A 26,731-nucleotide genomic window follows, 5' to 3' on the forward strand; every position below is an offset into this window, starting at 1 on the left:
CGCAGAATCGGGGTAGAACCCTCCTCGGATATCGCGATCTCATCGGCACTCCGCGGGGGCAGCGCACTTATGGCTATGTTTTCGTCAATTCGATTTTTCACTCTGGCGTCTTCACGTGGCTCGGTGTCTATTTCGAGCAGCGTTACGGTCTTGGCCCGGTAGGGATTGGTGTAGCCCTGCTCGGCTACGGGATTCCTGGTTTCTTGTTCGGCCCGCTGATCGGCCGGGCCGCCGACCGCTGGGGGCGCGCCAGGTTGTTGCCCATCGGGCTTGGGTTGGGTGCCCTAGGTGCAGCTACCCTGATTTTCAACGGTCCCCTGATACTCGCGATTGTGGCCGTGACCGTCCTTTCTCTCGGCTACGACATGACGCAGCCCCTCTTCGGGGGCATCGTCACCGCGCTTGGAGGAAAGCGCCCGGGACAGGCGATGGGCTTGAACGTCTTCGCACTATTCGCTGGATTCGGCGTGGGTAGCCTCCTGTTCGGCGAGGCGCTTCGGCTTGGGTTCGGGATGGCGCTTGGCATCTTCGTCATGGTTCAAGCGCTGGCGACCGCGCTGTCCATCGGATGGTTCAGCGCGGAGGTTCCAGTCAACAGAGTCAACAGCTAGCCCGCCAGCGCAAAACCCACGGATATGGATCGAATACATATCCTTGATCACTGGTCTGTTGGCGGGGCCGCGTCGCTTAAACGGCTGCTCCAGCGGGGGAGTAGAGATTGGGAAGCCACGGTTCGGTGCCATCTGGCTCGTAACAGAGTGCCAAGATACTTTCTTCTTCGCTTTTCTATTCCTCATCGGCCCACTGGCACGTGTCCGAAGTTTCATTTCAGAGGTTCGCACCACGCCGTACGCAGACGTCACAGGCCGATAAGCGCTACGTCTGATGCAAAAAATTCAAGGTCGGGCAATGCTCCCCACGCGGCGCATGCGCGCAGTCGTCGGCGAGCTGCATAAGTTCCGTTTCCAGCCGCTTCAGATCCTCCAGCTTGCGGCGCACATCGAGGAGTTTGTGTTCGGTCATTCGACGCGTCTGCTCGCAGGCTCGTTTGCCCTTGAGGTGGAGAAGTCCGGCAATCTCGTCCAGCGTGAAACCCATGGTCTTGGCGCGTCGAATGAACTGAAGACGCGCCAGATCCTGGTGTTCATAGCGACGCACACCGCCCAACGGGCGCTCGGGCTCACGCAGCAGGCCCACCCGCTGGTAGTAGCGCACGGTCTCGATGTGGACGTCGGCGGCCAGGGCCAGCCGGCCGATGGTGAGGGCGGAAGTCATGCTTGACTCCGTAGTTGGGTACGGAAGTTAGTATGCGCTCATGAATACGTTACCAGCCAAATCGTCGCTACCCGCCGTGATCGTCGCGCTGCTCGCGGCGATCGGGGCATCCGTGTGTTGCGTGGTACCGCTGGTGCTGGTGTTGCTGGGCATCAGCGGGGCGTGGATCGCCTATCTCACGGCGCTCGATCCCTGGCGTCCATGGTTCATCGCGGCCACTTTGCTTAGCCTTGGTCTCGCGTTCTGGACGCTGTATGGGCCATGGTCGCGTTGCCGCACCGAGGGCACCTGCGTCGAGCCGACGGTCTTGCGGCGGCGGCGGTTTTGGCTGTGGACAGCCACCGTGCTGACCGTGCCGTTGTTGCTGTTTCCCTATTTCATTGGCTGGTTTTTGTAGGAGACGAACGATGCGTCAGTGGCTATTCGTAATGGTCGCCATCTTGGGGCTGGGCATGGCTCATGCGGCAACACCCACCACGGCCGTGCTGCATGCGGCGAACATGACGTGCCCGAGCTGCAGTGTGACGATCAAGAAAGCCTTGAGCCGCATAGCGGGTGTCACGAGCTCGAAGGTCGATCTCAAGGCCGAGACTGTCACTGTGACGTTCGATGCCGATCGCACGACGGAGTCGACACTGGCGCGCACGGTTACCGAGGCGGGTTTTCCGGCTACGGCGCAAAACCATGGCGGTTGAGCCCATCCTGCAGAGCACGCTGACGTGCCCGCATTGCGACCATCAGGCCACCGAGACCATGCCGACCGACGCCTGCCAGTTCTTCTACGACTGTGAGGGCTGCGGCGAATTGCTCCGGCCCAAGGCGGGCGACTGCTGCGTGTTCTGCTCGTACGGCAGCGTGCCGTGTCCGCCGATCCAGCAACAGAAGTCGTGCTGCGGGTAGACCATCCTTCATAGGGGTCAAACGGTGCCGGTAGGGGGTTGTCTGAATTCATCACGACCGGCGCCCAAGTGAAATTGTCTAACAGCGTGGCTGTCGTATAGGATCATGGGATGTATCGGTCTGCGCCATCACTGCTGACTCGCCTGCGCCGCCACCGCGGATTGTGGGTGTTGGCCGTGGCCGTGTTGCTGATCAAACTGGTCAGCGGATCGATCTGCGTGGCCGATGGACCGGGAGCGCGATTCGCGTCGGCGACCGCTGCTGCCCCGACCACCCTGTTGGCGGACACCGCCGTCAGTTCGGTATCGGCTGACGATGCGAACTCCTGTCTTCTGGGTGAAGGGCGCAGTTGCCACTGTGCCTGTGCCCATTCGGTGACGTTCCCCGTCAGCGCATCGCTTCCCATCGCCATGATGGAAGCACGCTTCGCACCGCTCACCCTCCATTCGGGATTCACGCCGGCCACGACCGGCTCGCTGCTGCGCCCTCCGATCGCCTGAAACCGCTCCGTTACGCGACGCCACCGCCGGTGCAGTTCGTCGCTTCGTGACCGTTTTCAGGAGATCGCTTCATGTCTGTTTTTCGTTCGGTGCCCATCGGCGCCGTGTGTCTGTTGTACGCGGCGATGCTCAGTGCCGCGCCCGTATCCCCTTTCTCCCCACCGGTAGCTCCCCTGCCGACATCGTTGTCGACGTCGCCCTTGCAGGATGCGGTGCGCCGTATCTGGCAAGCCAGTCCCGAGGTGCAGGCCGCGCGCGCGGATCTGGATGCTGCCCAGGCCCGTGCGCGTGCCGCTGCGCAGCCGCTGTACAACCCCTCGCTGTCGCTTGATGCGGAGAATGCCGACGCCAATCGGCGCACGGCCGGCATCAGCCTGCCGCTGGATCTGTCCGGCAAACGCCGCGCTCGCGCCAGCCAGGGCGAGGCCGACCTGCTGGCGGCCGAAGCTGGCTACAACCTGCTGCGTCGCGATGTGGCCACCCGCTGGCTGAAAGCCTGGTCGACGGCCGCACTCGCAGCCCGACAGAGCGAACTGGGGCAACGCCGCCTGGCGCTGATGAAGCGCTTCGATGACTTGGCCGCACAGCGGTTGAAGGTGGGCGACATCAGCAGTCCGGAACGCGACTTGGCCGGCTTGGCGCTCGGTGAGGCGCAGGTGCAACAAGCCACACTCGCGGGCAATGAAGCGGCAGCTCGTGCGGCGTTGCTGGCCATCAGTGGCGATCAACTGACCGCGTTGCCACCGTTGCCCAACGGTATGTCACCGGCGGCGGGCAGTGTTACGCCGTTGCCCGTCGATGAACTGCCCGAACTGCGCCAGGCCCGCGCCCAGCAAGCGAGTGCCGAGGCCGGGGTGCAAGTCGCCCGCCGGGCACGTATCCCCGATCCCACGCTGAGCTTGACCGGCGGACAGGTACGCAGCGGGCCGCGCACCGATCAGGTGATCGGTCTGAGCGTGTCCATTCCGTTGCCGGTGCTCAACACCGGACGTGCCGAAGTGGATGCCGCCCGTGCGGAAGCCGATGCAGCGGCGGCCGGTGTGCGCTCACGCCAGTTTGTGCTGCGCGCCGGACTGCAGGAAGCGCAAGCCCGTTACGCCGCCTTGCGCAGTGCGACCGAAGCCTTTCGCAGCGGCCGGGCCGCTGCATTCGAGGATCGCACCGCGTTGCTGGAGAAGCTCTGGCGTGCCGGCGAAATCAGCACGTCCGATTACCTCGTGCAGCTCAAACAGAGCCTGGACACCGCGCTGTCCGGCCAGGAACTGGAAAGCCAAACCTGGCAGACCTGGTTCGACTACCTCACCGCTGCGGGCCGTCTGACCGACTGGCTCGATGGCCGCACTCAGGACGGTCCTACTCAGGACGGCCTTAATCAGGATATCCCCCGATGAATCTCTCTCTTTTGAAACGCAGCCTGCTGGGCATGGCGCTGCTGGCCGCGTTGGCCGGCCCTGTCATGGCGCAGGAACCCGCACCCGCCAATCCGCTCGCGCTGGATGCCAAGGCGATCAAGGACGCCGGCATCGTGCTCGACAAGGCCGCCACGCGCGCCCTGACCGATGAACTGAAAGCCCCCGGCGAAGTGAAAGCCGATGCGTATTCCACCGTGCTGGTGTCGCCGCGCGTCGAATCGCAGGTGCTGGCCCGCAAGGCCAAGCTCGGCGACGTGGTGAAAACCGGTGCGCCGTTGGTGGTGCTCTCCAGCGTGCAGGTCGCCGAGACGCAAGGCGCGTTGATCGTGGCCGAACAGGACTGGCAACGGATCGCGTCGCTGGGACCGCAGGCGGTGTCGGCACGACGCTACAACGAAGCGAAGGTGCAGCGCGATCAGGCGCGTGCCAAGCTGCGTGCCTACGGGCTATCCGACGGCCAGATCCGCGGCATGCTGCGCGCGGGTTCCGCCAAGGCGGATGGCAGCTATGCATTGCTGGCGCCGACCGCCGGGCGCATCGCCAGTGACGAGTTCCTCATCGGCGAACGCGTCGAGCCCGGCCGTACCCTGTTTACCTTGGTCAACGACGACGCGGTCTGGGTCGAGGCGCAACTCGCGCCGGGCGATGCGGCCCGCGCGCAACCCGGCATGGACGCGCGCGTGCTGGCGCACGACCAGACGCTGACGGGGAAGGTCATCCTGAGTTCGTCGCAGACGAACGAACGCACCCGCACCGTGCCGGTGCGCATCGAAGTTGCCAACCCGAACAACCTCCTGCGCCCGGGCGAATTGGTCGAAGCGCGCATCGCGGTCGGTGAGGCGGTGCCGAAGCTGGCGGTACCGGCCGAAGCGATCGTGTTGCTGCAAAACCAGCCGACCGTGTTCCTGGCCAAAGGCAACGGCACGTTCGAGCCGGCGCCGGTGATGGTCGGCGACACCCGTGATGGCTGGACGATGGTCACCCAGGGCCTCAAGGCCGGCGACACCTACGTGCGCAAGGGCGCCTTCGCCTTGAAGGCCCGTTTGCTGCGCTCGCAGTTGGGAGAAGAATGATGCTGGAACGTCTGGTTGAATTCTCCCTGCGCTACAAGGTGCTGGTGCTGATCGTTTTCGTGGTGATCGGCTTCCTTGGTTTTCAGGCGGTGCGTCAGCTGCCCATCGATGCCTTCCCGGACGTCACACCGGTGCAGGTCAATGTGTACACCGAAGCCTCGGGACTTGCGGCAGAGGACGTGGAACAACTGCTGACCACGCCGGTGGAGTCGGCACTGGCCGGCCTGCCCAAGGTGGAACAGATCCGCTCGGTCAGCCTGTTCGGCTTGTCCTACGTGTCGGTGTACTTCGACGACAGCATGGACATCTACTTCGCCCGTCAGCTGGTCAACGAACGGCTGCAGCAGGTCGGCGATCGCTTGCCGGCGGGTTACGGCAAACCGGCGATGGGACCGAACACCTCCGGCCTCGGCCAGGTGTTCTGGTACACCGTCGAGCGAGCCGACAACAAGCTCAAGGGTGCTACCGCCAGCACCGCGCCGAACGACATGGACCTGCGCACCCTGCAGGACTGGACCATCCGCCTGATCCTGCGCACCGCCCCCGGCGTCGACGACGTCACCTCCTGGGGCGGCCAGGAAAAGCAGTTCCAGGTACGCATCGACCCGATGAAGCTGATCGCGCACAAGCTCGGCTTCAAGGACGTGATCGAGGCGCTGCAGGCCAACAACGCCCAGGTCGGCGGCAACTTCGTCGATGTGGGCCGCGAGCAGTACCTGGTGCGTGGACTGGGCCTGATCCAGAACGCGAAGGATCTGGGCAACATCGTGCTCAAGACCGAGGACGGTACCCCGGTCTACGTGCGTGATGTGGCCACGATCACCGAAGCGGGCGCACCGCGCACCGGTGCGGTGACCCGCGATGGCAAGGAAGTGGTGATGGGCCAGGCGCTTGCCCGCATCGGCGAGAACGCCAAGAGCGTGGTCGATGCGGTGAAAGCCAAGCTCGACACGGTGAAGCAGGCGCTGCCGCCCGGCGTCGTGGTCAAGCCAGTGTACGAACGCACCGAGTTGGTCAATGCGGCCGTGGAAACCGCCGTGCGTGCCTTGATCGAAGGTTCGATCCTGGTCGCGATCATCCTGTTCCTGTTCCTGGGCGAGTTCCGCAGCGCCATCGTGGTGGTGGTGGCGCTCCCGCTGGCCATGCTGATCGCCTTCATCTGCATGAATCAGGTCGGCCTCTCGGCCAACCTGATGTCGCTGGCGGGCCTGGCGATCGGCATCGGCATGATGGTGGACGGCGCGGTGGTGATGGTGGAGAACGCCTACCGCATCATGGCCGAGCGCAAGGCGCATGGGCTCCCGGTGGATCGCACCGCCGCGGTGCTGGCGGCTGCCCGCGAGGTGGCCAATCCGATGGCGTTTGCGATCCTGATCATCATCGTGGTGTTCCTGCCGCTGTTCAGTTTGCAAGGACTGGAAGGCAAGATGTTCAAGCCGATGGCGTTCAACATCAGCTTCGCGATGGCGGGATCGCTGATTCTCGCCTTGACGTTGATCCCGGTACTCGCCGCGCTGGTGCTGAAACCGAAGGAAGAGAAGGACACCTGGTTGGTGGCGTTCCTGAAACGCCATTACGCCACGGTGCTCGCCTGGGCGTTGGCACGTCGCAAACTGGTGTTGGGCATCGCCGCCGGTGCCTTGCTCGGCAGCCTCGCGCTGTTCCCGTTCCTCGGCAAGGAGTTCATGCCCAACCTGAAGGAAGGCGCCATCATGTGGCGGATCACCTCGATCCCGTCGGCATCGCTCGACGAGTCGATCGCCATCTCCAAACAGGTGTCGACGCTGATCAAACAGAAGTTTCCGGAAGTGGAAACCACGCTGGCAATGATCGGTCGCGCCGAGAAAGGCGAGACAGCCGACGTGAATTACATGGAGGTGTACACCCCGCTGAAGCCTAAGGATCAATGGCGCAAGGGCGAGACGCTGGAGAGCATCGAGGAGGCCATGCAGAAAGAACTGTCGGCGGCCTTGCCCACCGCGGTGGTGAGTTACACCCAGCCGATCCAGATGCGTATCGAGGAACTGATCTCCGGTGTGCGCGCCACGTTGGCGCTGAAGATCTACGGCGATGATCTGGGCGAGCTGGATCGCCTGAGCGGCCGCATCAAAAACGCGCTGGCCGGGGTGCCCGGCGTGGCCGATCTCGCGCTGGAGGCAAACATCGGCAAGCCACAGATCCGCATCAAGGTGGATCGCGATGCACTGGCCCGCTATGGCTTGAACGCCGACGACGTGTTGACCGTGGTGAAGAACGGCATCGGTGGCGAACCGGTGACGACCCTGCTCGATGGCGTGAAACGCTTCGACATCGCGGTGCGGCTGGACGATGCGGACAAGGCGTCCTTGCCGGCGATCCAGCGCATCCCGATCCGCACGGCCAGTGGCGCGCTGGTGCAGTTGTCGCAAGTGGCCGAGGTCAGTGATGCGGAAGGCTATTCGTTCATCCGTCGGGAACAGCTGCAGCGTTATGCGGTGATCCAAATGGACGTGCGTGGTCGCGACATCGACGGCTTCGTCAAGGAGGCCAATGCCGCCATCGCGCAGCAGGTGAAGCTGCCGACCGGCTACTACAGCGAATGGGGCGGCGCATTCGAGAACCAGCAGCGGGCGTTGAAGCGGTTGTCGCTGATCGTGCCGGCGACGATTTTCTTCATCTTCGTCTTGCTCTACACCGCGTTCAACTCGGTAAAGCACGCCACGCTGATCCTGGCCAACGTGCCGTTCGCCACTATTGGCGGCATCGTCGGGCTGGCGATTACCGGGCAGTACCTGTCGGTGCCCTCGGCGATCGGCTTCATCGCGGTGTTCGGCGTGGCGATGTTGAACGGCATCGTGTTGGTGAGTTTCTTGAACGAGCAACGTGAGAAAGGCTTGCCCGTGCGCGAGGCGGTGATCCGCGGCACCGCGCTACGCATGCGCCCGGTGATGATGACCGCCAGCGTGGCGATCCTGGGCCTGGTGCCGATGCTGTTGTCCAGCGGCGTCGGTGCCGAAACCCAGCGTCCGCTCGCCACCGTGGTGGTGGGCGGGCTGATCACCTCGACGTTGCTGACGCTGGTGCTGCTGCCGGTGCTCTACGACTGGATCGAAGAACGCGCCGCCCGGCGCCTCGCCAAGGAGAACACCCCATGAAAGAAGTAAAGGCATTCATCCATCGCGGCCGCGTGGTCGACGTCATCCATGCCCTGGAGGACGGTGGGTTCCGCTATCTCTCGGTGAGCGACGTCAAAGGGTTGTTGACCGCGCTCAGTGCCCAGGAACAGATCTATTCGATGGAACTGGGCGAACGGGTGACCAAGCAGATCAAGCTCGAAGTGTTTTGCGAGGACGACCAAGCCGAACGGGCCGTGCAGCTGATCCGTTTGCACGGACGCACCGGCCAGAGTGTTGCGGGCTGGGTCTACCAGAGCACGGTGGATCGGGCGTGGCCGATCGACGGGCGTGTGGATAACGACTAATCGGGGCAGCGGGAGTACTCACGTCGCTGCATCGGTGTCATTTCATAACACGGCGGCGGCCGCGTAGAGTGGTCGCCGCCATGAGGGATTCCAATACCTGAAGCATGCATCCAATCCATCGGGTTACCGGCTCATGTCTGATACGTGTTGTGCCACCACCATCGATATTGCCGCGTTGCAGGCGCGGCAGCGTCGGGTGTTGATGATCGTTCTGGCGATCAACCTCGCTACTTTCACGATGATGCTGGCCGCGGCGATCTACAGCGGTTCGTCGTCGCTGCTGTCCGGCGGGTTGGACAATCTTGGGGATGCGCTCACCTACCTCTTGAGCCTTGCGGTTGTTGGTGCCAGTGACCGCGCGAAGGCCCGGGTGGCGCTGTTCAAGGGCGCACTGATTCTTGGTGCGGCGCTTGCAGTCGCCATCCAGATTGGCTGGCGTCTCCTGCATCCTGGCGTGCCGATCTTCGAGGCGATCGGTATCGCCGCCTTGCTGAACCTGGTCGCCAATGCCGCATGCCTGCGCCTGCTGCTGCCTTACCGCAAAGGCGACGTCAACATGGCCTCGGCCTGGGAATGCTCGCGCAATGACGTGTTCGAAGGTGTCGCCGTGCTGGCAGCGGCCGCCGGCGTCGGCTTCTTCGGCGCCGGCTGGCCCGATCTGCTGGTTGCGTCGGCGTTGTTGTTGATGTTTCTGCGCTCGGCATGGCGGGTGTTCCGCATGGCGTGGCGAAGCTACGTGAGTGGAGACAACTGATGAATGCCGGGCACGATCATGTGGGTACGGAGATCAGGCACGAGACGCCGCTGTGGTGGGCACTCGGCCTGACCAGTATGTTTCTTGTCGCCGAGATCATCGGCGGTCTGCTTACCAACAGCTTGGCCTTGTTGTCGGACGCGGCACACATGGCGACCGATGTGATCGCGCTGACGATCTCGCTGACCGCCGTGCGCCTGGCACGACGTCCCCCCGATGCGAAACGCACCTATGGTTACGCGCGCATGGAAGCCATCGGCGCACTCGTCAATGGTGGCTTGCTGTTCCTCGTCGCCGGCTACATCTTGTGGGAGGCGGTGCGGCGTTTCAGCGAACCGCCGTCGGTGGCCTCCACCGGCATGCTGGTGATCGCGGTGCTCGGGCTGGTGATCAACCTCATCTCGATGCGATTGCTCAAGGCCGGCAGCGGTGAAAACCTCAACGTGAAAGGCGCCTATCTGGAAGTTTGGGCCGACATGATCGGTTCGGTCGGCGTAATCATCGGCGCGTTGATCATCAAGTTCACCGGCTTTTACATTGCCGATCCAATCATCGCCGTGTTGATTGGTCTGTGGGTGCTGCCGCGGACATGGACATTGCTGCGAGAGGCCGGGAATGTCCTGATGGAGGGGACGCCTCGTGGCGTCGATACTGAACGGGTCCGCGCCGAAATGCTGGCCACTCCGGGCGTGGCTGCGCTGCACGATGTGCACGTATGGGCGCTCAGCAGCACGCGTTCGGCGATGGCGGCGCATGTGATCATGGATGGCGACGCATCAGACGCAGAAGCGCTGCGGCTCCGGCTGGCGCAGATGCTGGAGGCGCGCTTTGACATCCATCACGTGACGCTGCAGGTCGAAACAACGTCGTGCGGGCTGGGGTGCGAGGAGCCGCAAAAGGTTTGACCTCACACAGTCGCTTTGCCAAACCGCGAGCCCGGTGCCGCTTCCACGCGATGACTCCCCGTCGGCGTGGCGTGGCTGCGACGGGAACCGTCGTCCTGTCTCAAGCCTGCGCACGTCATTGTGCGTGCGATGCCGATGAACCTGGGCGATCGCGTGCGCCGCTGGCGACGCTGGCCACGGTGGAAGGCCGACAGTATGCGCGGCTACGTGGTCACCGCCGTTGGACGGCGTGGGGCTGGCTCGCAACCCCAGCCCAGCCACTCAGCATGGCCAGCCCACCTATCGCGAGGGCTCCCAGCATATCGCCGGGATAATGCACGCCCAGGTAGATGCGTGCCCATGCCATGAGCAGACCAAGCAGTGCGATCCCGATGCCCCAAACTCGGCTGCGTTGATTCAGCAACAGTATGCCGGCGACGACCCACTGCACGGTCAGGTGGTCGCTGGGAAAGCTGCCGGTCGCCGCATGGGAGACCCATGCTTGGCCGACACCGGCCACGAAGGGGCGCGCTCGATCCCAGACAGCGCCGATGACCAGATTCAGGAGTAGTGCCACGGCAGCGACACCCACCGCTTTCAGGGCGATCGAGCGCATCGACCACCGAGGAAACATCAGCATCGTCCCAAGGAGAGCAGCGGTCAGGATCAACGGCCCATCGGCCAGACCGCGCGCCAGATGCAGCATCGCGGGCGACGGCGGTGTAGACGGATGGATGGCGTGGAACAGTCGAAGGTCAACGGCATACACCACCGGGCCAAGCCCCAATGCCGGAGCGGTCATGGTTTGACGATCGATTCGCTGGCGGCAACCCGCGCTTCCTTCGCTTCGCGCAGAATGCCCAGCGCCTCCTTCAGTACATAGCAGGCGATGGCCGTACCGATCACCAGATCAGGCACCGCGCTGTGCCATAGAAGCACCAGCACACCGGAGACGATGACCGCCAAGTTCGCGAGGACATCGACCCGGGTAAATAGCCAAGTCGCTCGCAAATGCACCTCACCATGACGAAAGCGTTCCAGCAAGCGCAGCACCGTGGTGTTGACGACGAGAGCCACCAAGGCGATGCCCGTCATCCATAAGCCCTCGGGGTGGCTTCCCATCACAAGGCGCCACACGACACCGAGCAAGACGCCTAGCCCCAGCACCAAAAGCAGTGTTCCGCTCAGTTGTGCCGCCGAGGCCTTGAAGCTCGCGCTGCGCGCCCACGCCAGCAGGGCGATGCCGTAGGCACTCGCATCGGCCAGCATATCCAGCGAGTCGGCGATCAATCCCATCGACTGGGCGATCAGCCCCGCGACGATGCCGACCACGAACATCGTGGCATTGAGCCCCAAGGCGACGCGCAGAATTCGGCGTTCCGCTTCATTGGTCGCTTGCACGTGGCAGCCGCAGTCGCTCATGTCTTGTCGCCTTCAGTCTGCATCGGGGAGCACTTCCCGAGTCGTTGGAGGTGACGGGAGTCGTTGACGGCCACGACGGATATTGAACACGAATCCGACAGCCAGCAGCACCAAAATCGCCAACTGGGCCAACAAGGATTGCCAGGTCGGATAGATGCCCAGCAATTCGATATGCGGCACTGGCGCCACGCTCACCGCGACCCAGCCGGCCTCCTGCAGGGCGGCGATACCTTTGCCAGTCAGCGCGATGGCGAGCACGGCGATCAGCGCCGAACTGGCGGAGAAGAATGTGCCGATCGGCAGCCGCCGGCTGGTGCGCAGCAGCACCCAGGCGATTAGCCCCAGCACCGCGGCACCGGCGGCGATGCCGCTGAGCAGCCACACTTCCTGGCCGTCGTTCCACAACGCAGCGTAGAACAGGATGCTCTCGAACACCTCGCGGTACACCGAGATGAAGGCCAGTCCGAACAGGAACCACGCCGAACGTCGGTTGAGCGCGGCCGCCATCTTTTCCTTTAGATACGCCTGCCAGCGACCACCGATGCTCTTCTGGTGCATCCACAGACCGACCCCGAGCAACACGAACGCCGCAAACAGCGACGACAGTCCCTCGGTCAATTCACGACCGGCACCGCTGATGGAGATCGCATAGCTGGCGATCGCCCAGGTGATGCCACCGGCCACGAGCGCAAGGATCCAGCCCGCATGCACGTAGCGCAGCGCTTCGGGTCGCGCGGCCTTGCGTAGAAAAGCGAGCAGTGCGACCACGACCAGCAGGGCTTCCAGACCCTCGCGAACCAGGATGGTGAAGGCACCCAAGAAGATGGCGGCCGCATCGCTCGCCGCATCGGCGGTGACTTCCTGTGCGCGTACCAACAGACCATCAATGGCATCGGCCTGTTTCACCACCGACTCCACGGGAGTGTTACCCGACAATGCGCTGCGATAGGCACCCATCGACGTTTCGAGCTGGGCGCGCAGCGCGCTGTCACGTGCATTGAGTTGCGGTTCGACCGGTTCCACGCCATCGAGGTAGGCGGATAGCGCCAGCTGGGTGGCTTGCGTCTTCGCACCAGCACGGTAAGCCGTCAGGCTCGCCGCCAGTCGCGCCCGTGCCAGGGGGATGCCGGCCAAGGCCTGCTGCTGGATGACGTCAGGGTGAGCTCGCAAGTAACCCACGATCGTCCGAGCACGCTCTGCACCAAGAGTAGGTGTCAGCTGCGCAACACGCGCACGCGACAGCTCCTTCAGATCCGCGATCTGCGCTCGCGCGGCAGTGTCGTGTTGCCAGGTATCGGCACCGGCGACCGCTTCCTTGGCGTAAGCCAGCGAACCCACGTAGTACGCCAGCGCCCAGCGGTCATCGGAAGAGAGTTGCTGCGCGTAGCTCGCCATCGGCGTGCCTGCCACGCCCTGGCTGATCACCTCATACAACGACAGCGCGCTGCGTTGATCGGCCCGCGTCTGATCGGTGAAGTTCACCGGTCGGGGCGATAGCAGCAGGCCAGCGGGCCCGTCACCGTGTCCGGTGGCGCCATGACAAGCGGCGCACTGGTTTTGATAGAGCGTTGCCCCGCGCGCCAGATCGGGAGCGCGTTCCGGTGCGGTCGGCACCGGGTACGCCTGCAGCAACGCATCGGCCAGTGCATGCGCCTGCGTCGCCACCTGCGCGGGTGTCGCCTTGGCCTCGACCGAGGCCACCAACGTATCGGCTTGTTGCAATAGTGCCGGTGTGGCGACGGTCGGTGGCAACGCGGCGATACGCGATCGCGCTGTCGCCGTGAACTCCCGCATCTCGGCGTACTCGGACGTGCTGATCACAGCGCCATCCTTCACCGCGCCCGCGTAATCGGTCGCCAGGTAGTCGAGCATCTGCCAGGTCTGCGGGACGGCGGAAGGGATGTCCTCGGCCTGTGCCGGCAGCGCGCCTATGCCCCACACCAGAAGGGCGGCCACGGCGACGTGGTGCAAGATATTGCGAATGCGTGTCGTTATCATTGTTGAAGTATAGCCAGAGAGGGATTCGGTGGCAGCATGGCGTTCACTGGACGTGCGAGGGGTGCAAACGAAACTGCGGCCACGCGGATCTCAGGACCTCGACACCGGTTCGCGCGAAAAGCAACGCCAGCAAGGCGCCAAAAGCCAGATCGAGCCATGTCCAGCCGCTCCAGGCCATGAGTGCCGTGGTCAGCAAAACGCCGGCATTGCCGATGACGTCATTGCGCGAGCACAGCCAGACCGAGCGCATGTTGATGTCGTGCGAACGAAATCGGGTCAGCAACGCGAGGCAGGTGAGATTGGCGATGAGCGCGACACCGGCGGCGATCGCCATCACACCCGTCAAGGGCTCGGCACCCGTCACCAGCTTGCGGCCGACTTCGGCGATCACGATCCCCGCGAACAGCAGCTGGATGCCGCCTTTCACCAGAGCGGACCCCGCCCGCCACCGCAGGGCCTGTCCCACGGCCCAGAGACTGAGCGCATACACCAACGCATCGCCGAGACTGTCCAGGGAGTCTCCCTGCAGCGCGGTCGAATCAGCCCAAAGCCCCGCGCCGAATTCGCCCACGAAGATCGCCACGTTGATGAATAAGACCGTCCATAACACGCGACGCTGGGCCGCAGAGCGAGCCAACGCTTGACCGGTTGATTCACAGTCGCAACATGCCATCACTTGAACTCTTATGCGGTGTGCGGCGTAGACTAAAGTCCGTAGCTACTACGGAGTCAACCACCGTGCGCATTAGCGATCTGGCGAAAGCCACCGGCTGTCATCTGGAAACCGTACGCTACTACGAGCGCATCGGGTTGCTGCCGCCGCCGGAGCGGTCGACTGCGGGATACCGCAACTATCGCGATAGCGACGTCGAGCGTTTGCAGTTCATTGTGCGCAGCCGCGCGCTGGGTTTTAGCCTCGAAGAAATCCGTAGCCTACTCACGCTTGCCTCACGCACGGAACTGTCGTGCAAGCAGGTCGATGGCGTGGCACGAACGCATCTGGCACAGGTGGAAGCCAAGCAGCGCGAATTGGCGGCGCTGGCCGCCGAGCTGCGGGGCATGATCGAAACGTGCCATCACGACACGCGAGCAACCTGCACCATCTTGCAATCGCTGGCAGGGTAGATGGTCTGCATTCCTCCATTAGCCATCGTCAGGGGTCAGCGTCAGAAGTGGCCGTATCCGTTGTCGGATGGTCAGGAGCAAGGCGCTCATGCTCTCCAGCTCGGCCTCAATGTCTGCCGCCAACTCGGTGATGGTTTCATCGACGCTCGTCGCGGATAAGGCTCCCCCGTTGATCAGGGTGTGCGCCATCCCATGCAACCGGAGAAGATCGGCGCGTAATTCGTCCGGATCGACCAGGACCGCGCGAACGGTGTCGAGATCATCGACCGCACGCAACAGGTGAGTCGTATCAAAGGTCGCGCGCAATTTTTGAAGTCCTATGACGTCGACACCCCCGCGGGGCGACGCGGCGTCGATCCGCCCCGTGCTATTCGATCGCTGGGTCATTCGCTTGCTCCGTTGCTAGGGTCGTCGCCCGCGCGGCTTTGGCGGCATCCTTGAACAGGCGGTCACGAATCCACGGTTCGGGCGGTCGCTTCAAGTCAAGGCGATAGTCACCAAACCGTTTGACGCCGCCGGTCAGATAGGGTGAGAAAAAGGCCACGTCGTGTCCCGACACCGCGAGACCTTCATCAGCAAGCTTTTGAAGGGCGCGCATCATGTCCACGGTGTTCTGCAAGATCACGGCCGAGGCGATCAGATCGTTATACCGAAGACGCTTCTGTTGCTCGTCTGGATCGTTCTCGGCGATCACGTCGCCGCCGAACGAAAAGAACTTCGCGAAGCCGTTGTACGACTCGATCTTATTGGTCTCGGCCGTGACCTCTTGGCGCAAGGGCAAACTACCGATCCAGTTCAACAAAAAGACGGTGCGGTGGGCGCGCCCGAGCTCCTGCGCCGCCAGAAAAAGGCGGTTGCGTTGGCTGCTCGCACCGAGCCGGCGCAGAAGCATCGGGGAGGCGATCCTGCCCGCCTGGATCGAGATAGCAATCTGCAGGAGATCCTTCCAGTGGGTCTCGATCAACGTCCAGTCGATTGCGCCATGAAAGAGCGAGTCGATGTGCTTGTAGTGGGTCTGCTTGTCGGCACGGAAGAAATCGAGATCCTTCCAGTTGCGTATCCGCGGCAACAGATTGATACCGAGCAGGTACGTGAACGCAAACACGGTGGCCGACTGGCCCTGCGTGTCCGAGTACACGGTGTCGGGTTCGACCGACAGCTTGGCTTGCATCAGGCCTTCGATGACGTAGACGGCCTCCCAGATACCCGGCGGGATAAAGTGCCGAAAGGTCGCGATGTAGTTATTCGCGACATGACGATAGGCCACCGCACCCATCTTGCGGTACCGAAAGTGATAGCCCGCCAACAAGTTCTGATCGTAGAAGTCATATTGCGTGCCATCGGCCGCGACGCTCTTGCCGTCACCCCAGAGCCGCGGAAGATCGAGGCGCAGATAGAGCTCAGCCAGTTCGCGAGTGGCGGCTTCGAGCTTTTCGACGGTGACGTGCCGGCGGTTGACCCGCGAAATCATATGCGGGCTGACCTCGCCGACGAAATGGCGCGCGGCTTGGTTGGGCCCCAGGTTGCACCCCATAGCGAAGACCGTTTGCAGATAACGCTCGGTGGCCTGTTTGATCTTCGGCTCGTGCCCCGATATCGGGCCAAAATGCCGCGTGAAGTGCGTCCAGTGCTCGATGTTGGCCAGAATATCCAGGAGGTTCCGCGTGGGGAGTTCACGGCCGAGTGCACTCTGCAGGGCAATCACCGACGCCGGGATATCCCGCGCCTGGACGCGACGCAGCACCGGCTCGCCATCGGCACCGATCGCCACATCTCCCTTGAGTTCGGGAAACGCGGCGTCGATGCGTGCCGCCGTGTCGGTCAACCGTTGTTTCAGCTCGCTGACGCATGCCGCCGCTGAGGGTGGAATATCGACCTTGGCGCAAAAATCGGCGAGGCGCGCTTCGCACTCCGCCCATGGCAGCAAGTGCTCTCGGACGTCGGCGAAGGCCTCCGATCCCACCACACAGGTATCACCGGATTTGAGCTCGCTGGCCAGGTGCGAGAAAACACACATTTCGAGGTAGCGACGATTGACGGACGGGCCATCGTCAGAGCGCATGATGAGCTTGCGCCACCGTTCCGAGCAAAATTGCAGATTCACCGCGTCGGAAACCCATTCGGCTTTGCGACCTTCGTTGGCCAGCACGATGGCCAACGCTTCCATGAGCGATTGGTTCTGCGTCGACGAGACGAAATCAAGCGTGCGCGCAAGCCGCATCAACACTGCACGATGACTGCTGAAGAAACGCCAGAGCAATGGCAGGTGATTGCTACCGCCCGATAGACGAATCGCCGCACAGTCTTCGCGTAACCCCTCCAAATTGCCGTCCGGCGTCAGCAGTGCGCGGATGCGACGTCCGGCAGCAGGGTCTTCCTTTTCCTCCGCGAGGATCGCCAGGACATCGTCCAGTTTCGCGACGAGCTGTTCGGCCATCGCACGTTGGTGCATCTGAATCGCGGTGAGTTCTTCCTTGGCGCGTTTGTGCAGCGTACTCACGCGGCGAATGAACATTTCCGCGAGATCGTCGCGTGCGCGAACCCGCATGCGGTGAATCAGTGCGAGCATCAGGGCGTATCGCCGGCTAGGTACTGTGCGTTTGAGGTCATCCGCATCGAGCAAAGCGGCTTGGTGGGCGAGGTGCCGGATCTTGTTCACGGGGGCATCGCGGAGTGAATCATCCACGTCGCCCAGTGTCTTCAGCCACGCCAACTGATCGAGAACGGCTTCGAGGTGCTTTTTGGTCGCCCGCTTGGGGATGGCCTTGATCGCCTGGAAAGCCGACTGCCGCTGGGCGAAGTCGGTGGCCAACAGACTGTCCAAAAAATCCCGACGTTCGGTCGTCAGACCCGCGCTGACGCTGTCATACAGGCGCTCTTGCGCAGTCACGGCCGCGGCTTCGGCGATCCTGTCCAGCGTGGAGAACGCCGGCAGCTCGTACCGGCGATAGATCAGCTCTTCGATCGTTGCATTGATGACGTCAACACGCTGGTCCATGACTTCGGACGCTTCATACGCTGCACGCACGGCAATGCGTTGTGCTTCCTTGCCGTAGTAGCGTTGGATGTCGAGATAGGTACGGACGGCCGCGAAATGCCGATAGAGGGTCTTGGAGCCCCGATAGTCAGCCGCCGTGGCTGGCTTCAGGTTCAACACCGTCCGAATGTGGCCGATGATCTCAGCCGGCACGCTCTCCAAGGCAAGAAAGTAATGCAACTGCTGAAACGTCTTGAGCAGCACGATCAAGCCCAAGCGGCCCGCATCGCTACGAGCAAAGCCCGAAGCCCATTCCACTTCGTCCGCATCGGGGGTGTAATACCGGAGCAGGTCGCGTGTCGTGATCACACGAGGAAACCGCGGGTACGCGGTGCGCTCAAGATTCGCCATGGCCACCATCCGAGAGAGAGGGTGGCTTTGAGCTTAACGAACGATGGTGACCAAGACCAACCGCGAACACGATTTTGTTGCAGTGTCACACAGTTGCAGCACGCTATGACCCAATTTTACCCGTATCCGGGCACGACCCCACCCCACGCGGCCAGCAACCAGGCGGCTGGACCCGGATGTTGTTCTCGCACGCCCAGAACACGTTGGCCTGGGATGCGCTGGCCTTTACTGAGGTGCTGATGACCCAGCCGATGATGGTGGTGATCGGCGGAAAGCCCGGCGCCTTCGGAGCCTATCGCGACGGCATGGAGGCCTATGGCCGTTCGACCGCCTCGAAGGATCGTCAGTTAGTCCTGCTCGACGACTGGTCGCATTACGACATCTACGACAAGCCCGAACCGGTCGCCATGGCGCTGGAGCGCATGGTGCCGTTCCTGAAGCAGCACCTCGCTGCTTGAAACGGCGAACGGAGCAGACCGATGTCCGCGCAAGTATTGATCCTGGGTGCCAGCGGGCAGATCGCCCGTTGGGTGATCCGCGAACTGGCGAATGATGCCGCGATCCGGCAGACACTGTTCCTGCGCCACACGCGCAAGCTGCATGGCAAGGCGCCGGCCAATGCAAGGGTGTTGGAAGGCGACGTGCTGGACAAGGCCGCGCTTGCCGATGCGATGGTCGGGCAAGACCTCGTCTACGCCAACCTCACCGGCGATGACATCGATGAACAGGCCAGAGCCGTCATCGCGGCGATGCAGGCCGCCGGCGTGAGTCGCCTTGTCTTTGTCACCTCGCTCGGCATCTACGACGAACTGCCGGGCAAATTCCAGAAGTGGAACAAAACAATGATTGGCAAGGAACTCAAGCCGTTCCGCCGCGCCGCCGACGCCATCGAGGCCTCGGGTCTGGACTACACGATCCTGCGCCCGGCTTGGCTGACCGACGAGAACAAAGTGGACTACGAGACCACCGCCAAGGGCGAGACCTTCAAGGGCACCGAGGTCTCGCGCCGCAGCGTGGCGGATCTCATCGCAAAAATCATCGCCACGCCCTCGTTGCACTCGAGGGCAAATCTCGGCGTCAACAAGCCCGGCACCGACGGCGACAAACCCTCGTTCTACTGATTGTCCGCACTGATCCCACATCTACAGGAGACACACCATGGAATCCAAGAAGATCGGCATCCCCAATCGCAACGGCAACGGCATCACACTGTCGGCCATCATCAACTACCCGGACGGCTTCGACGCGGGAAAGTGCTATCCGGTGGTGGTGGTTTCGCACCCGGGTGGCGGCGTCAAGGAACAGACTGCCGGCACCTATGCCAGGAAGCTGGCGGAACAGGGCTTCGTCACCATCGCCTATGACGCGTCTTATCAAGGCGAAAGCACAGGCGAACCGCGCCAACTTGAGAACCCTTACGTGCGCACGGAAGACGTCAGTGCCGTGATTGATTATCTGGACACGCAACCGTACGTGGACAGGAACAAGATCGGTGCGATGGGCATCTGCGCTGGCGCCGGCTACACCGCCAACGCCGCGATCAACGACCACCGGATCAAAGCGGTAGGCACGGTCAGCATGGTCAATATCGGCCAGATGTTCCGCAATGGCTGGGGCAATAACATCAAGGATGCCGATGCCATTCCAGTGCGGGACATGGGCGCCGATGCGCGCCGCGCAGCCGCCGACGGCAGCAAGGACGGCATCTTTCCGCTGGCGCCGATGCGCGAGGAAGACGCGCCCAACGCCGAGTTGCGAGAAGCATGGGAGTACTACCACACCCCACGTGCGCAATACCCCACTGCGCCTGGCTACATGACCACACGCAGCCTGGACCAGATCATCACCTACGATGCCTACAACAAGGCCGAGGCCTTCCTTACCCAGCCGTTGCTGACCGTGGTGGGAAGCCAAGCGGGAAGCAAGTGGATGAGTGACGACCTGATGCAGCGTGCCGGCACAAAGGACAAGCGCCAGTATGTCGTGGATGGAGCCAACCACATGTCGATGTACGACGGCGAGGGCTACATCAACGAGGCGATCGGGCAACTCGCGCCGTTCTTCAGGAGCAAGATGTGACGCCAGAGGCCGTCGCTAGGGTAGGGCGATTAGCCTGTGTCATCAAGGGTAGGGCAGCGACACATTCGCCTAGCTTCGTCCCGACTACCGCCCGCGCATCTCCAAAACATCAACTCGACTCAAGAAGGCTTTTTCGTAGGCGTTCACGATTACGGGCGCGCAATGCTCGGAACGCTTTGGCCTGGATGCCTTCCGGAGTCTGTCGCAACCTCGAGAAATAGTCGGAAGCACTCTCCGAACACACAGACACCTGTTCATCCAAGTGAGCAAACCGACTCGGACAACCCTGGATGCCGGGATTGATGATCGTGATCCGGCGATCGCTGGCGAACGAAAGCCATTCGACTATCTGTTCGTCGATATGCCTGTCTCCGAAACCGTACCCGATGCAGATCAGTTCATGCGCATAGTTGAGGCATCCACCGAAGAGCGAGAGGAATTCCGGTGGGGCAATCTGCGTGCTTTGTGGGGAAAATTTGTGAGCTCCACTCAGTAGGCTGTTGCGCAAGAACTGGATGACTCCCTGTTCATCGCAATACGTATGCTCGTTAACGGCACGAACCTGATGACGCTGTCCTAAGGCAAGATCGATCTTCGCGAGGGTTTCGATGTTTTCGCTAAGTGGCCCAATGGCACTGGACAATTCCGGCTCTAGATCGAGCCCACCGATTCCAGGGAGCATTGATCCGAACATTGCCCATTTGCGTGTCCACAGCCGTTTTTCGGATCAACACTTCCAAATCTTCGGTTCAACGCTTCAGAGCGCTGGCACGGCGCTTGGACGGCTTCGCTTGGCCATTCTTGATTTCGCATAATGTATATTATGTCAAAACTCCGCCGACGCATCCGAGAGGCTGGAGTCAGGCTTTTGGGTTCGTGACCAAACGCAGGTGTTCGAGCCTCCCGTTGTTGCACGTAGTGATTTCTCCCCGATTGCGATCGACCGATGAATTCGTCGCGGTCCCCTGTCTACACGTCATCCACGGCGATACTGGTTTCGCCGAGATCCAGGAGCACGACGTCATGAGTTACGAAAAGATCTTCGAATACGACCTCGATATCACAGGCGTGACCGACTATGGCGCAAACATGGAGGCGCTGTTTGCCGGGCAGGAACGCGTGCCGCTGCAGGGCGCTCAGTTCGATGTCGCGCTCGCGGGTCCCGTCAAAGGGCGCGTGACGGGTGCGATGCGAGGCATCGACTATTTGCGGGTGCGTCCCGACGGCCGCCGCGAACTCGAGCTGCGGGGCAGCATCGAAACGGAGGACGGGAGCCGGATCGCATTCTCGGCCGAGGGCGTCGGGTCCCCTCGCGACGGCGAGCCGATCGTCGACCTGACTGTCAGGATCGACCTGTTGACGGCCGCGGCTGCCTATTCGTGGGTCAATGCGAAACCCGCATATGGTTCGGGGTATGCGGACTTGACCACGAATAAAATCCACGTCGAAGTCTATCTGCACTAGGCGCGGCTGCCCGTGGATTCGGCCAGGCGGACCAAAACCAAAAAAGTCGTCGTCAGATCGATGAGTTTTACGCTGCCGGCGGTCTCCATAACGACAACGATACCTGAGGAGATCTGAATATGTCGTCGAAGAATGGAGCGCTGCAAGGCAAGCGTGTGATCGTCCTCGGCGCCAGCCGCGGCGTCGGTCGGGAGATCGTCGAACGTGCGTCGGCTGTGGGTGCGCGGGTCTTGGCGGTGGCGAGGCAGGAGAGCGGGCTGGCTCAACTCGCGAAAGCGATGCCAGGGATCGACACACTGGCACTGGACGCCGCCGCGGAAGCCGCGCCGGAGAATGTGTTCCACCAAGCGAAACCCGACCTCCTGGTGATCTGCGGCGGCGCCACGCCCCCAGTCCGGCCGATACCGGAACTCAACTGGGCCGAGTTCACGGTCAACTGGGAGGTCGATGCCAAGATGGCCTTCCTCTTCTGCCGCGAGGCGCTGCGCACGCCGCTGGCACCAGGCTCGGTCGTGGTGATCATCGCCAGCGGAGCCGGCCTGGGAGGATCGCCGATCTCCGGAGGCTACGCCGGCGCCAAGCGCATGCAGATGTTCATCGCCAAGTACTGCCAGGCCGAATCCGATCGACGCGAGCTCGGCATCCACTTCGTGGCGCTGGCTCCCTCCCGCATCATGCCTGAGACGGATCTTGGCCAGGCCGCGGTGAACGGCTACGCCCGATACCTCGGCGTCCCGCCGGAGAAGTTCCTTGAGAACATGGGGCCGCGGCAGTCGCCTTCCGACGTAGCTCGGGCGGTACTCGAAGTGGCGGTGAATCCGCCGTCGGAAGCGGGCTCAATCTTCATCATCTCGGCCGACGGCATCGCTGCTGCAAGCTGAGGAAAGACCTGGACAGCGCGGTTCAAGAGGGTTGCCATGAGAGACGAGACGCTCGCCAGTTCCGCAACAGCGGCGCCGCCCAGCCGGGCCGACTTCACGCGGGTGGCCGAAGCGCACCGCAGCGCCCTCAAGCTGCACTGCTACCGCATGCTCGGCTCGCTGCATCAGGCCGAGGATGCGGTACAGGAAACCATGCTGCGCGCCTGGAGGGGCTTCGACGACTTCGAGGCGCGCGCTTCAATCAAGAATTGGCTCTACCGGATTGCTACGAACGTGGCGCTCAACATGGTGGCGAGCCGTTCGAGACGCGGTCGGTTGATGCCTGACCAACTGGGCAGCCCGTCTACCGAGCGGCCGCGGGGTCGGCCGGACGCAGAAGTTTTGTGGGTGGAGCCCTACCCCGACGCCGAACTGGAGAACTTGCCGGATCCAGCCGCCGCGCCGGATGCGCGCTGCGAACTGAGCGAGTCCGTCCGCCTCGCGTTCATCGCTGCGATCCAACAACTGCCGCCGCGCCAGCGTGCCGTTCTGCTGCTGGCCGATGTCCTTGGCTGGTCCGCGATCGAGGTCGCCGCTGTGTTCGACGCTTCGGTCGCATCGGTGAACAGCGCCCTGCAGCGGGCGCGAAGCAAGCTGGCAACACTTGATCACGATGCTCGACCGGTTCCAATGGCCAATGAGCATCAGCGAAACCTGCTGGAGCGCTATGTGCGGGCCTGGGAGAGCGCCGACCTCGAACGCTTCGTCGCGCTCCTGAAAGAGGACGCGATCTATTCGATGCCGCCTTGGCGAGAGTGGTATCAGGGCCGCCGCTCCATCACGGATTTCTTCGGGGCCGTTTGGCCGGCCTATCGTGGCTTCCGTCTCGTGCCGGTCGGCGCGAACCTGCAACCGGCGTTCGCCCTCTATTCCCTGGGCGCAGATGGCCGCTGGAACGCACACTCCATCCAGCTGTTGGCGTTGGACGAAGCTGGGATTGGCACCATAACGATGTTCATGCAGCCACTCGCCCAGAAGCTCTTCGCGGCGTTCCGACTGCCGACGATCCTGGAGGCCTGACGAAGCGGCGAGACTGGCAGGCGGCGCTGACGCCTCAGCCCTATCCGCCGTTGCAAGCGAGCCTCCCAACGCTCCAAGAAAATCCGCCGGAGTCCGATAAATCCCGCCCCGGTCGCCCTGTCTACTAAGTGCGCGGCTCAAAGGGCGTCCTCCACCCGCGATAATTTACCCTAATCGCCCTGCCCTACGTCCGCCTTCGGAAGGGACATCATCCACCGTAGTCCAAGTCCAATTCGGACTTGCTGGGCCGCCAGCCGTTAGCCGTTAGCCGTTAGCCGTTAGCCGTTAGCCGTTAGCCGTTAGCCGTTAGCCGTTAGCCGACTGGCAGCTTGAGTGATCGGAACATGTCCAATGGAGATCCGGGTCGGACGTACACGGCCTTCAGTTCGACGTAGTGGTCCAGGCCTTCTGAACCGAACTCGCGCCCAATTCCGCTTTGCGTGAACCTGCCAAACGGGGCGCTCAAGTCGGCATAGGCCCCATTGATCGAGAACGTGTCCGTCCGGATTTTCCGAGCCACCGCCAATCCCTCGTCCACGTCATTGGCCCACACCGCCCCTGATAGGCCGTAGGGCGAGTCGTTGGCGATGCGCACTGCCTCGTCGACGGTGGAGTACGGAATCACGGTGAGCGCCGGACCGACGCCACAGGTAGCAGCTGGCCTCCGAGAAACCGTGCCAATGACATAGCTCCTTCACCGCCAACCCTGATTCGGCTTCCCGCAGGAAGCCGATGATCTGTTCTTCCGAAAAACGCTTCTTCGCAAACTCACTCGACGAGTTCAGGATTACATCCTGATCTTCAGGATCAACCGGAACTCACGCGGCTCACCGGGATGGACCGTAATACCATCCGGGATAACGCCGCTGCTCAGCGAGACCCGATAGTCCTGTTCGTAGGCAATGTCGTAGTACTTGCGATCGAACAGGTTCAATACGTCCAGCGCCAGCGATATACGTGGAACCAGCGGATGTTGCACGCGCAGGTCGAGGACCACGGAGGCAGGGCCGGCCAGGCTGCCGTCCTGCGACAATGGATACCTGCCGATGTAGCGCAGCTTCAGATCGCCCGACCAGTCGTCGAGATCATGCACACTCAAGCCCACCGAGGCGACTTTCGACACCGCATTGGGAATGAAGTCGCCGGGCTGGCCGTTTTCGCCCGGATGCGCATAACGGGCGTGTGTATAGGCCAGATCGACGTCGAACAACAGCCAGTTGTTCACGGCCAAATGGTTGTTCCATTCGATGCCATGACGCTTGCTGGCACCATTCGGCGACGTGCTTCCGATACCCGAATCTGCGTTGTAGACGAGTTCCGATTCGCTGTTCAATCGCCACAACGCCAGCGAGCTCTGCAACCCAGGAACGATCTCGGTGCGCAGGCCGATCTCCTGACCAAAGGCGCCCACCAATGGCGGCACTGGCGAGGCCGGTCCGCCGGTGGTCGGATCGATCCTGTAAACGACGCCGCGCGCGTCGTTGCTGTGAAAGCCGCCGCCAACATTCACGAAAAACTCGGTCTTATCCCACGGGCCGAAAATCAGCGACAGCTTGGGTGAAGTCCGGTACGCGGAGGCGCTCCCGCTGTTCTGCGACAACGACAGGGAAGTCAGGTCCAACTGAAGATGATCTGCGCGCACACCTTCCAGGCTGCGGAACCAACCGTTCCATACCGTGGTGTTCTCTAGATAGACGGCGGCCTCGGTCTCGCCGACGAGATTGTCGTTGACAGTCGCGAAAGGCATGCGGGACTCGGTATCGAACAGACCGACATGGATATAGTCGCGCCGGAGCTGCATGCCAACTTCGGTAGTCGAGTCATTGCCGAACAGGCTGTGCAGCCAACCACGGGCGATCTTGGTGCCAAGCACGTTGCGTGATTCCTTCTGTTCGAACTGATCGCCGGTATTCGGCCGCAGCTCGAAGAAGGTGAAATCGGAAAACAGCTGCAGGCGGTAATGCTCCAGCCACGCCATGACCTTGGTATTGCCGTCGGCGTCATGGGTATGCCATTCGCCGGAAAGGATGTCGCGAGCGGTATCCCCTCCGTCGAACGGATCCACTGCACAGAACCGGCACAGCTGACCCGATTGGATCAACGCCAGTGGCACTTGGTCGGTGGAATTCCAATGCGCCTCGTACGCTAGACCATCGATCGACCATCCGCGAGTGGCATCGCCATTGCTCAGACGCAAGAAACCGTTGAGCTTGCGCATGCGTTCGGGGGATTTCCAGGGGCCATTTTCCTCGCCCCCTTCCACCGCAACCAGCAGGGTCGGACCCTTGTTGCCGCCGGCATTCCGTGCGGCATCCCCGGCGTTCGCGTGGGTGGAGGGAAAAAACGGAAAGGAACCCACCAGAAGCACACGGTGATAGTCGTGGCTGCCCAAGGTCAAAGCGGCGAACGGACTGGCCACGCTGTTTCGATAGAAGATGTCGGCCGAACCTGCCGCAGAGAAATCACCGTTGTCGGGGAAATAGGTGCCCTTGCGATAATCGATCTGCTGCACCAGTTCAGGGATCAGGAAATTCAGGTCCGAATAGCCCTGACCGTGCGCGCTGGTAGGCATGTTGACCGGTACGCCGTCGAGGCTGGTGGCAAAGTCGGTGCCATGATCGAGGTTGTAGCCACGCAGAAAATACTGGTTGGCCTTGCCGTCGCCCGAATGCTGCGTAACCACCATGCCTGGAATCGCCTCCAGAATTTCGCCTGGGCGCAGCAGCGGGATGTCCTGCAGCAACTGTCCCAGGATGATGCCCTGCGACGACGCATCAGACGTACCCACACCATTGTCGTAATGCCCCAACACAGTCACCGGTTTCAATACGGTCGTGCCGGGATGGATAGAAGTTCCGGGCTTGGCGGCAGGCAAAGAGTGCCTGCCCGAATGCACACCGGGCACGTTTTGATAGGGCGAATTCGATGCGTCTTGCGCGGTGGATTGAGCCCCCGGCAGCTGGGGCATGGATACCGCCGAGGGCAGCGCATGGAGATTGCCGATACAAGAAATGGCGAGAGTCCCCAAGGCCAGCCCAATGGTCCCATGGGCCATAT

At 62.4% G+C, this 26,731-nt stretch carries 28 protein-coding genes and 1 pseudogene; 18 read left to right on the forward strand and 11 right to left on the reverse strand.

Annotation, left to right across the window (positions count from 1 at the left end; translation table 11 throughout):
* Positions 1–611 (forward strand): MFS transporter (locus tag DEO45_RS02270; protein ID WP_147269671.1); only part of this gene is annotated, 611 nt, incomplete at its 5' end.
* A gap of 265 nt (positions 612–876) precedes the next feature.
* Here DEO45_RS02270 and DEO45_RS02275 read toward each other — a convergent pair.
* Positions 877–1,275 carry a MerR family DNA-binding protein gene (locus DEO45_RS02275; RefSeq protein WP_027485198.1) on the reverse strand — a complete coding sequence of 133 codons (399 nt, stop codon included), beginning with the start codon at positions 1,273–1,275 and terminating at the stop codon, positions 877–879.
* A gap of 40 nt (positions 1,276–1,315) precedes the next feature.
* On the opposite strand from DEO45_RS02275, the gene DEO45_RS02280 reads away from it, so the two are divergent.
* The 10 genes from DEO45_RS02280 to DEO45_RS02325 all read left to right on the forward strand — a co-directional run bounded on the left by DEO45_RS02280 (position 1,316) and on the right by DEO45_RS02325 (position 10,279).
* The gene (locus DEO45_RS02280; protein WP_027485199.1) at positions 1,316–1,672 is read left to right on the forward strand and encodes a mercuric transporter MerT family protein; all 357 of its coding nucleotides are present in this window, start codon (positions 1,316–1,318) and stop codon (positions 1,670–1,672) included.
* 10 nt (positions 1,673–1,682) lie between these two features.
* Complete coding sequence (locus DEO45_RS02285; RefSeq protein ID WP_027485200.1) at positions 1,683–1,970, forward strand: heavy-metal-associated domain-containing protein; 288 nt, start codon at positions 1,683–1,685, stop codon at positions 1,968–1,970.
* Entirely contained in the window at positions 1,960–2,175 is a 216-nt protein-coding gene (locus DEO45_RS02290) for a GDCCVxC domain-containing (seleno)protein (RefSeq protein ID WP_027485201.1), read from the forward strand. The genes DEO45_RS02285 and DEO45_RS02290 overlap by 11 nt, the downstream gene beginning before the upstream one ends.
* A 176-nt stretch (positions 2,176–2,351) precedes the next feature.
* Positions 2,352–2,675: a hypothetical protein gene (locus tag DEO45_RS02295; protein ID WP_223250752.1), complete on the forward strand. Its 324-nt coding sequence runs from the start codon at positions 2,352–2,354 to the stop codon at positions 2,673–2,675.
* 212 nt (positions 2,676–2,887) lie between these two features.
* Positions 2,888–4,066 (forward strand): TolC family protein, encoded by a 1,179-nt coding sequence (locus tag DEO45_RS02300; RefSeq protein WP_043795569.1) that lies wholly within the window; start codon positions 2,888–2,890, stop codon positions 4,064–4,066.
* Positions 4,063–5,160 carry an efflux RND transporter periplasmic adaptor subunit gene (locus tag DEO45_RS02305; RefSeq protein ID WP_027485203.1) on the forward strand — a complete coding sequence of 366 codons (1,098 nt, stop codon included), beginning with the start codon at positions 4,063–4,065 and terminating at the stop codon, positions 5,158–5,160. The genes DEO45_RS02300 and DEO45_RS02305 overlap by 4 nt, the downstream gene beginning before the upstream one ends.
* Complete coding sequence (locus DEO45_RS02310; protein ID WP_063107839.1) at positions 5,160–8,294, forward strand: efflux RND transporter permease subunit; 3,135 nt, start codon at positions 5,160–5,162, stop codon at positions 8,292–8,294. The genes DEO45_RS02305 and DEO45_RS02310 overlap by 1 nt, the downstream gene beginning before the upstream one ends.
* Positions 8,291–8,620, forward strand: a complete 330-nt coding sequence (locus DEO45_RS02315; protein WP_027485205.1) for a P-II family nitrogen regulator — start codon at positions 8,291–8,293, stop codon at positions 8,618–8,620. Before DEO45_RS02310 ends, DEO45_RS02315 begins: the two co-directional genes overlap by 4 nt.
* Before the next feature lie 133 nt (positions 8,621–8,753).
* On the forward strand, positions 8,754–9,374 hold the full coding sequence (locus DEO45_RS02320; protein WP_027485206.1) for a cation transporter: 621 nt from the start codon (positions 8,754–8,756) through the stop codon (positions 9,372–9,374).
* Positions 9,374–10,279 (forward strand): cation diffusion facilitator family transporter, encoded by a 906-nt coding sequence (locus DEO45_RS02325; protein ID WP_043795557.1) that lies wholly within the window; start codon positions 9,374–9,376, stop codon positions 10,277–10,279. Before DEO45_RS02320 ends, DEO45_RS02325 begins: the two co-directional genes overlap by 1 nt.
* Before the next feature lie 211 nt (positions 10,280–10,490).
* Here DEO45_RS02325 and DEO45_RS02330 read toward each other — a convergent pair whose 3' ends face one another.
* From DEO45_RS02330 to DEO45_RS02345, 4 genes are all read right to left on the reverse strand, one after another.
* The gene (locus DEO45_RS02330; protein WP_027485207.1) at positions 10,491–11,060 is read right to left on the reverse strand and encodes a phosphatase PAP2 family protein; all 570 of its coding nucleotides are present in this window, start codon (positions 11,058–11,060) and stop codon (positions 10,491–10,493) included.
* Positions 11,057–11,680: a cation transporter gene (locus DEO45_RS02335; RefSeq protein ID WP_027485208.1), complete on the reverse strand. Its 624-nt coding sequence runs from the start codon at positions 11,678–11,680 to the stop codon at positions 11,057–11,059. The genes DEO45_RS02330 and DEO45_RS02335 overlap by 4 nt, the downstream gene beginning before the upstream one ends.
* A 12-nt stretch (positions 11,681–11,692) precedes the next feature.
* Positions 11,693–13,651 carry a cytochrome c/FTR1 family iron permease gene (locus DEO45_RS02340; protein WP_343123777.1) on the reverse strand — a complete coding sequence of 653 codons (1,959 nt, stop codon included), beginning with the start codon at positions 13,649–13,651 and terminating at the stop codon, positions 11,693–11,695.
* Positions 13,652–13,721: 70 nt separating this feature from the next.
* Entirely contained in the window at positions 13,722–14,351 is a 630-nt protein-coding gene (locus DEO45_RS02345; RefSeq protein ID WP_027485210.1) for a cation transporter, read from the reverse strand.
* A gap of 65 nt (positions 14,352–14,416) precedes the next feature.
* On the opposite strand from DEO45_RS02345, the gene DEO45_RS02350 reads away from it, so the two are divergent.
* On the forward strand, positions 14,417–14,803 hold the full coding sequence (locus DEO45_RS02350; protein ID WP_027485211.1) for a MerR family transcriptional regulator: 387 nt from the start codon (positions 14,417–14,419) through the stop codon (positions 14,801–14,803).
* Between the two features lie 18 nt (positions 14,804–14,821).
* Here the strand turns inward: DEO45_RS02350 and tnpC are convergent, their stop codons facing one another.
* Both tnpC and DEO45_RS02360 read right to left on the reverse strand, forming a co-directional pair.
* Positions 14,822–15,190 (reverse strand): Tn3 family transposase post-transcriptional regulator TnpC, encoded by a 369-nt coding sequence (gene tnpC / locus DEO45_RS02355; protein ID WP_068205447.1) that lies wholly within the window; start codon positions 15,188–15,190, stop codon positions 14,822–14,824.
* Positions 15,171–18,191 carry a Tn3 family transposase gene (locus tag DEO45_RS02360; protein ID WP_063107840.1) on the reverse strand — a complete coding sequence of 1,007 codons (3,021 nt, stop codon included), beginning with the start codon at positions 18,189–18,191 and terminating at the stop codon, positions 15,171–15,173. The genes tnpC and DEO45_RS02360 overlap by 20 nt, the downstream gene beginning before the upstream one ends.
* A gap of 176 nt (positions 18,192–18,367) precedes the next feature.
* Between DEO45_RS02360 and DEO45_RS02365 the strand changes: the two genes are divergently transcribed.
* From DEO45_RS02365 to DEO45_RS02375, 3 genes are read left to right on the forward strand one after another with little or no spacing between them, the layout of a single operon-like run.
* On the forward strand, positions 18,368–18,649 hold the full coding sequence (locus tag DEO45_RS02365; protein ID WP_223250753.1) for an alpha/beta hydrolase: 282 nt from the start codon (positions 18,368–18,370) through the stop codon (positions 18,647–18,649).
* Positions 18,650–18,685: 36 nt separating this feature from the next.
* Positions 18,686–19,312 carry an SDR family oxidoreductase gene (locus tag DEO45_RS02370; protein ID WP_262982181.1) on the forward strand — a complete coding sequence of 209 codons (627 nt, stop codon included), beginning with the start codon at positions 18,686–18,688 and terminating at the stop codon, positions 19,310–19,312.
* Between the two features lie 37 nt (positions 19,313–19,349).
* The gene (locus DEO45_RS02375; protein ID WP_114340727.1) at positions 19,350–20,270 is read left to right on the forward strand and encodes an alpha/beta hydrolase; all 921 of its coding nucleotides are present in this window, start codon (positions 19,350–19,352) and stop codon (positions 20,268–20,270) included.
* Positions 20,271–20,379: 109 nt separating this feature from the next.
* Here the strand turns inward: DEO45_RS02375 and DEO45_RS16445 are convergent, their stop codons facing one another.
* Positions 20,380–20,964: a hypothetical protein gene (locus DEO45_RS16445; protein ID WP_147269672.1), complete on the reverse strand. Its 585-nt coding sequence runs from the start codon at positions 20,962–20,964 to the stop codon at positions 20,380–20,382.
* Between the two features lie 329 nt (positions 20,965–21,293).
* Here DEO45_RS16445 and DEO45_RS02380 point away from each other — a divergent pair, with 329 nt between their 5' ends.
* The 3 genes from DEO45_RS02380 to DEO45_RS02390 all read left to right on the forward strand — a co-directional run bounded on the left by DEO45_RS02380 (position 21,294) and on the right by DEO45_RS02390 (position 23,674).
* Complete coding sequence (locus DEO45_RS02380) at positions 21,294–21,734, forward strand: DUF3237 family protein (RefSeq protein WP_147269673.1); 441 nt, start codon at positions 21,294–21,296, stop codon at positions 21,732–21,734.
* A 119-nt stretch (positions 21,735–21,853) separates the two neighbouring features.
* A complete protein-coding gene (locus DEO45_RS02385; protein WP_114340729.1) occupies positions 21,854–22,615 on the forward strand; it encodes an SDR family NAD(P)-dependent oxidoreductase in 762 nt (253 codons plus the stop codon).
* Between the two features lie 36 nt (positions 22,616–22,651).
* The gene (locus DEO45_RS02390) at positions 22,652–23,674 is read left to right on the forward strand and encodes an RNA polymerase subunit sigma-70 (RefSeq protein ID WP_114340730.1); all 1,023 of its coding nucleotides are present in this window, start codon (positions 22,652–22,654) and stop codon (positions 23,672–23,674) included.
* Positions 23,675–23,987: 313 nt separating this feature from the next.
* Here DEO45_RS02390 and DEO45_RS02395 read toward each other — a convergent pair whose 3' ends face one another.
* The 3 genes and pseudogenes from DEO45_RS02395 to DEO45_RS02405 all read right to left on the reverse strand — a co-directional run bounded on the left by DEO45_RS02395 (position 23,988) and on the right by DEO45_RS02405 (position 26,729).
* Positions 23,988–24,356, reverse strand: coding sequence for an aldehyde dehydrogenase family protein (locus DEO45_RS02395; protein WP_114340731.1), 369 nt, complete (start codon positions 24,354–24,356; stop codon positions 23,988–23,990).
* Positions 24,316–24,459 (reverse strand): annotated as a pseudogene (locus DEO45_RS02400) (transposase); the annotation flags it as partial. The pseudogene DEO45_RS02400 and the gene DEO45_RS02395, both read right to left, overlap by 41 nt.
* A 2-nt stretch (positions 24,460–24,461) precedes the next feature.
* Positions 24,462–26,729, reverse strand: a complete 2,268-nt coding sequence (locus DEO45_RS02405; RefSeq protein ID WP_114340732.1) for a TonB-dependent receptor — start codon at positions 26,727–26,729, stop codon at positions 24,462–24,464.
* Positions 26,730–26,731: the final 2 nt, after the last annotated feature.

The sequence above is a fragment of the Rhodanobacter denitrificans genome, assembly GCF_003335105.1.
GTDB lineage: Bacteria > Pseudomonadota > Gammaproteobacteria > Xanthomonadales > Rhodanobacteraceae > Rhodanobacter > Rhodanobacter denitrificans_A.

Coding starts and splice junctions, on each gene's coding strand:
- DEO45_RS02275 (WP_027485198.1), bottom strand. CDS start 1,275: ATGACTTCCGCCCTCACCATCGGCCGGCTGGCCCTGGCCGCCGACGTC.
- DEO45_RS02280 (WP_027485199.1), top strand. CDS start 1,316: ATGAATACGTTACCAGCCAAATCGTCGCTACCCGCCGTGATCGTCGCG.
- DEO45_RS02285 (WP_027485200.1), top strand. CDS start 1,683: ATGCGTCAGTGGCTATTCGTAATGGTCGCCATCTTGGGGCTGGGCATG.
- DEO45_RS02290 (WP_027485201.1), top strand. CDS start 1,960: ATGGCGGTTGAGCCCATCCTGCAGAGCACGCTGACGTGCCCGCATTGC.
- DEO45_RS02305 (WP_027485203.1), top strand. CDS start 4,063: ATGAATCTCTCTCTTTTGAAACGCAGCCTGCTGGGCATGGCGCTGCTG.
- DEO45_RS02310 (WP_063107839.1), top strand. CDS start 5,160: ATGCTGGAACGTCTGGTTGAATTCTCCCTGCGCTACAAGGTGCTGGTG.
- DEO45_RS02315 (WP_027485205.1), top strand. CDS start 8,291: ATGAAAGAAGTAAAGGCATTCATCCATCGCGGCCGCGTGGTCGACGTC.
- DEO45_RS02320 (WP_027485206.1), top strand. CDS start 8,754: ATGTCTGATACGTGTTGTGCCACCACCATCGATATTGCCGCGTTGCAG.
- DEO45_RS02325 (WP_043795557.1), top strand. CDS start 9,374: ATGAATGCCGGGCACGATCATGTGGGTACGGAGATCAGGCACGAGACG.
- DEO45_RS02330 (WP_027485207.1), bottom strand. CDS start 11,060: ATGACCGCTCCGGCATTGGGGCTTGGCCCGGTGGTGTATGCCGTTGAC.
- DEO45_RS02335 (WP_027485208.1), bottom strand. CDS start 11,680: ATGAGCGACTGCGGCTGCCACGTGCAAGCGACCAATGAAGCGGAACGC.
- DEO45_RS02345 (WP_027485210.1), bottom strand. CDS start 14,351: ATGGCATGTTGCGACTGTGAATCAACCGGTCAAGCGTTGGCTCGCTCT.
- tnpC (WP_068205447.1), bottom strand. CDS start 15,190: ATGACCCAGCGATCGAATAGCACGGGGCGGATCGACGCCGCGTCGCCC.
- DEO45_RS02360 (WP_063107840.1), bottom strand. CDS start 18,191: ATGGCGAATCTTGAGCGCACCGCGTACCCGCGGTTTCCTCGTGTGATC.
- DEO45_RS02365 (WP_223250753.1), top strand. CDS start 18,368: ATGTTGTTCTCGCACGCCCAGAACACGTTGGCCTGGGATGCGCTGGCC.
- DEO45_RS02375 (WP_114340727.1), top strand. CDS start 19,350: ATGGAATCCAAGAAGATCGGCATCCCCAATCGCAACGGCAACGGCATC.
- DEO45_RS16445 (WP_147269672.1), bottom strand. CDS start 20,964: ATGTTCGGATCAATGCTCCCTGGAATCGGTGGGCTCGATCTAGAGCCG.
- DEO45_RS02380 (WP_147269673.1), top strand. CDS start 21,294: ATGAGTTACGAAAAGATCTTCGAATACGACCTCGATATCACAGGCGTG.
- DEO45_RS02385 (WP_114340729.1), top strand. CDS start 21,854: ATGTCGTCGAAGAATGGAGCGCTGCAAGGCAAGCGTGTGATCGTCCTC.
- DEO45_RS02390 (WP_114340730.1), top strand. CDS start 22,652: ATGAGAGACGAGACGCTCGCCAGTTCCGCAACAGCGGCGCCGCCCAGC.
- DEO45_RS02405 (WP_114340732.1), bottom strand. CDS start 26,729: ATGGCCCATGGGACCATTGGGCTGGCCTTGGGGACTCTCGCCATTTCT.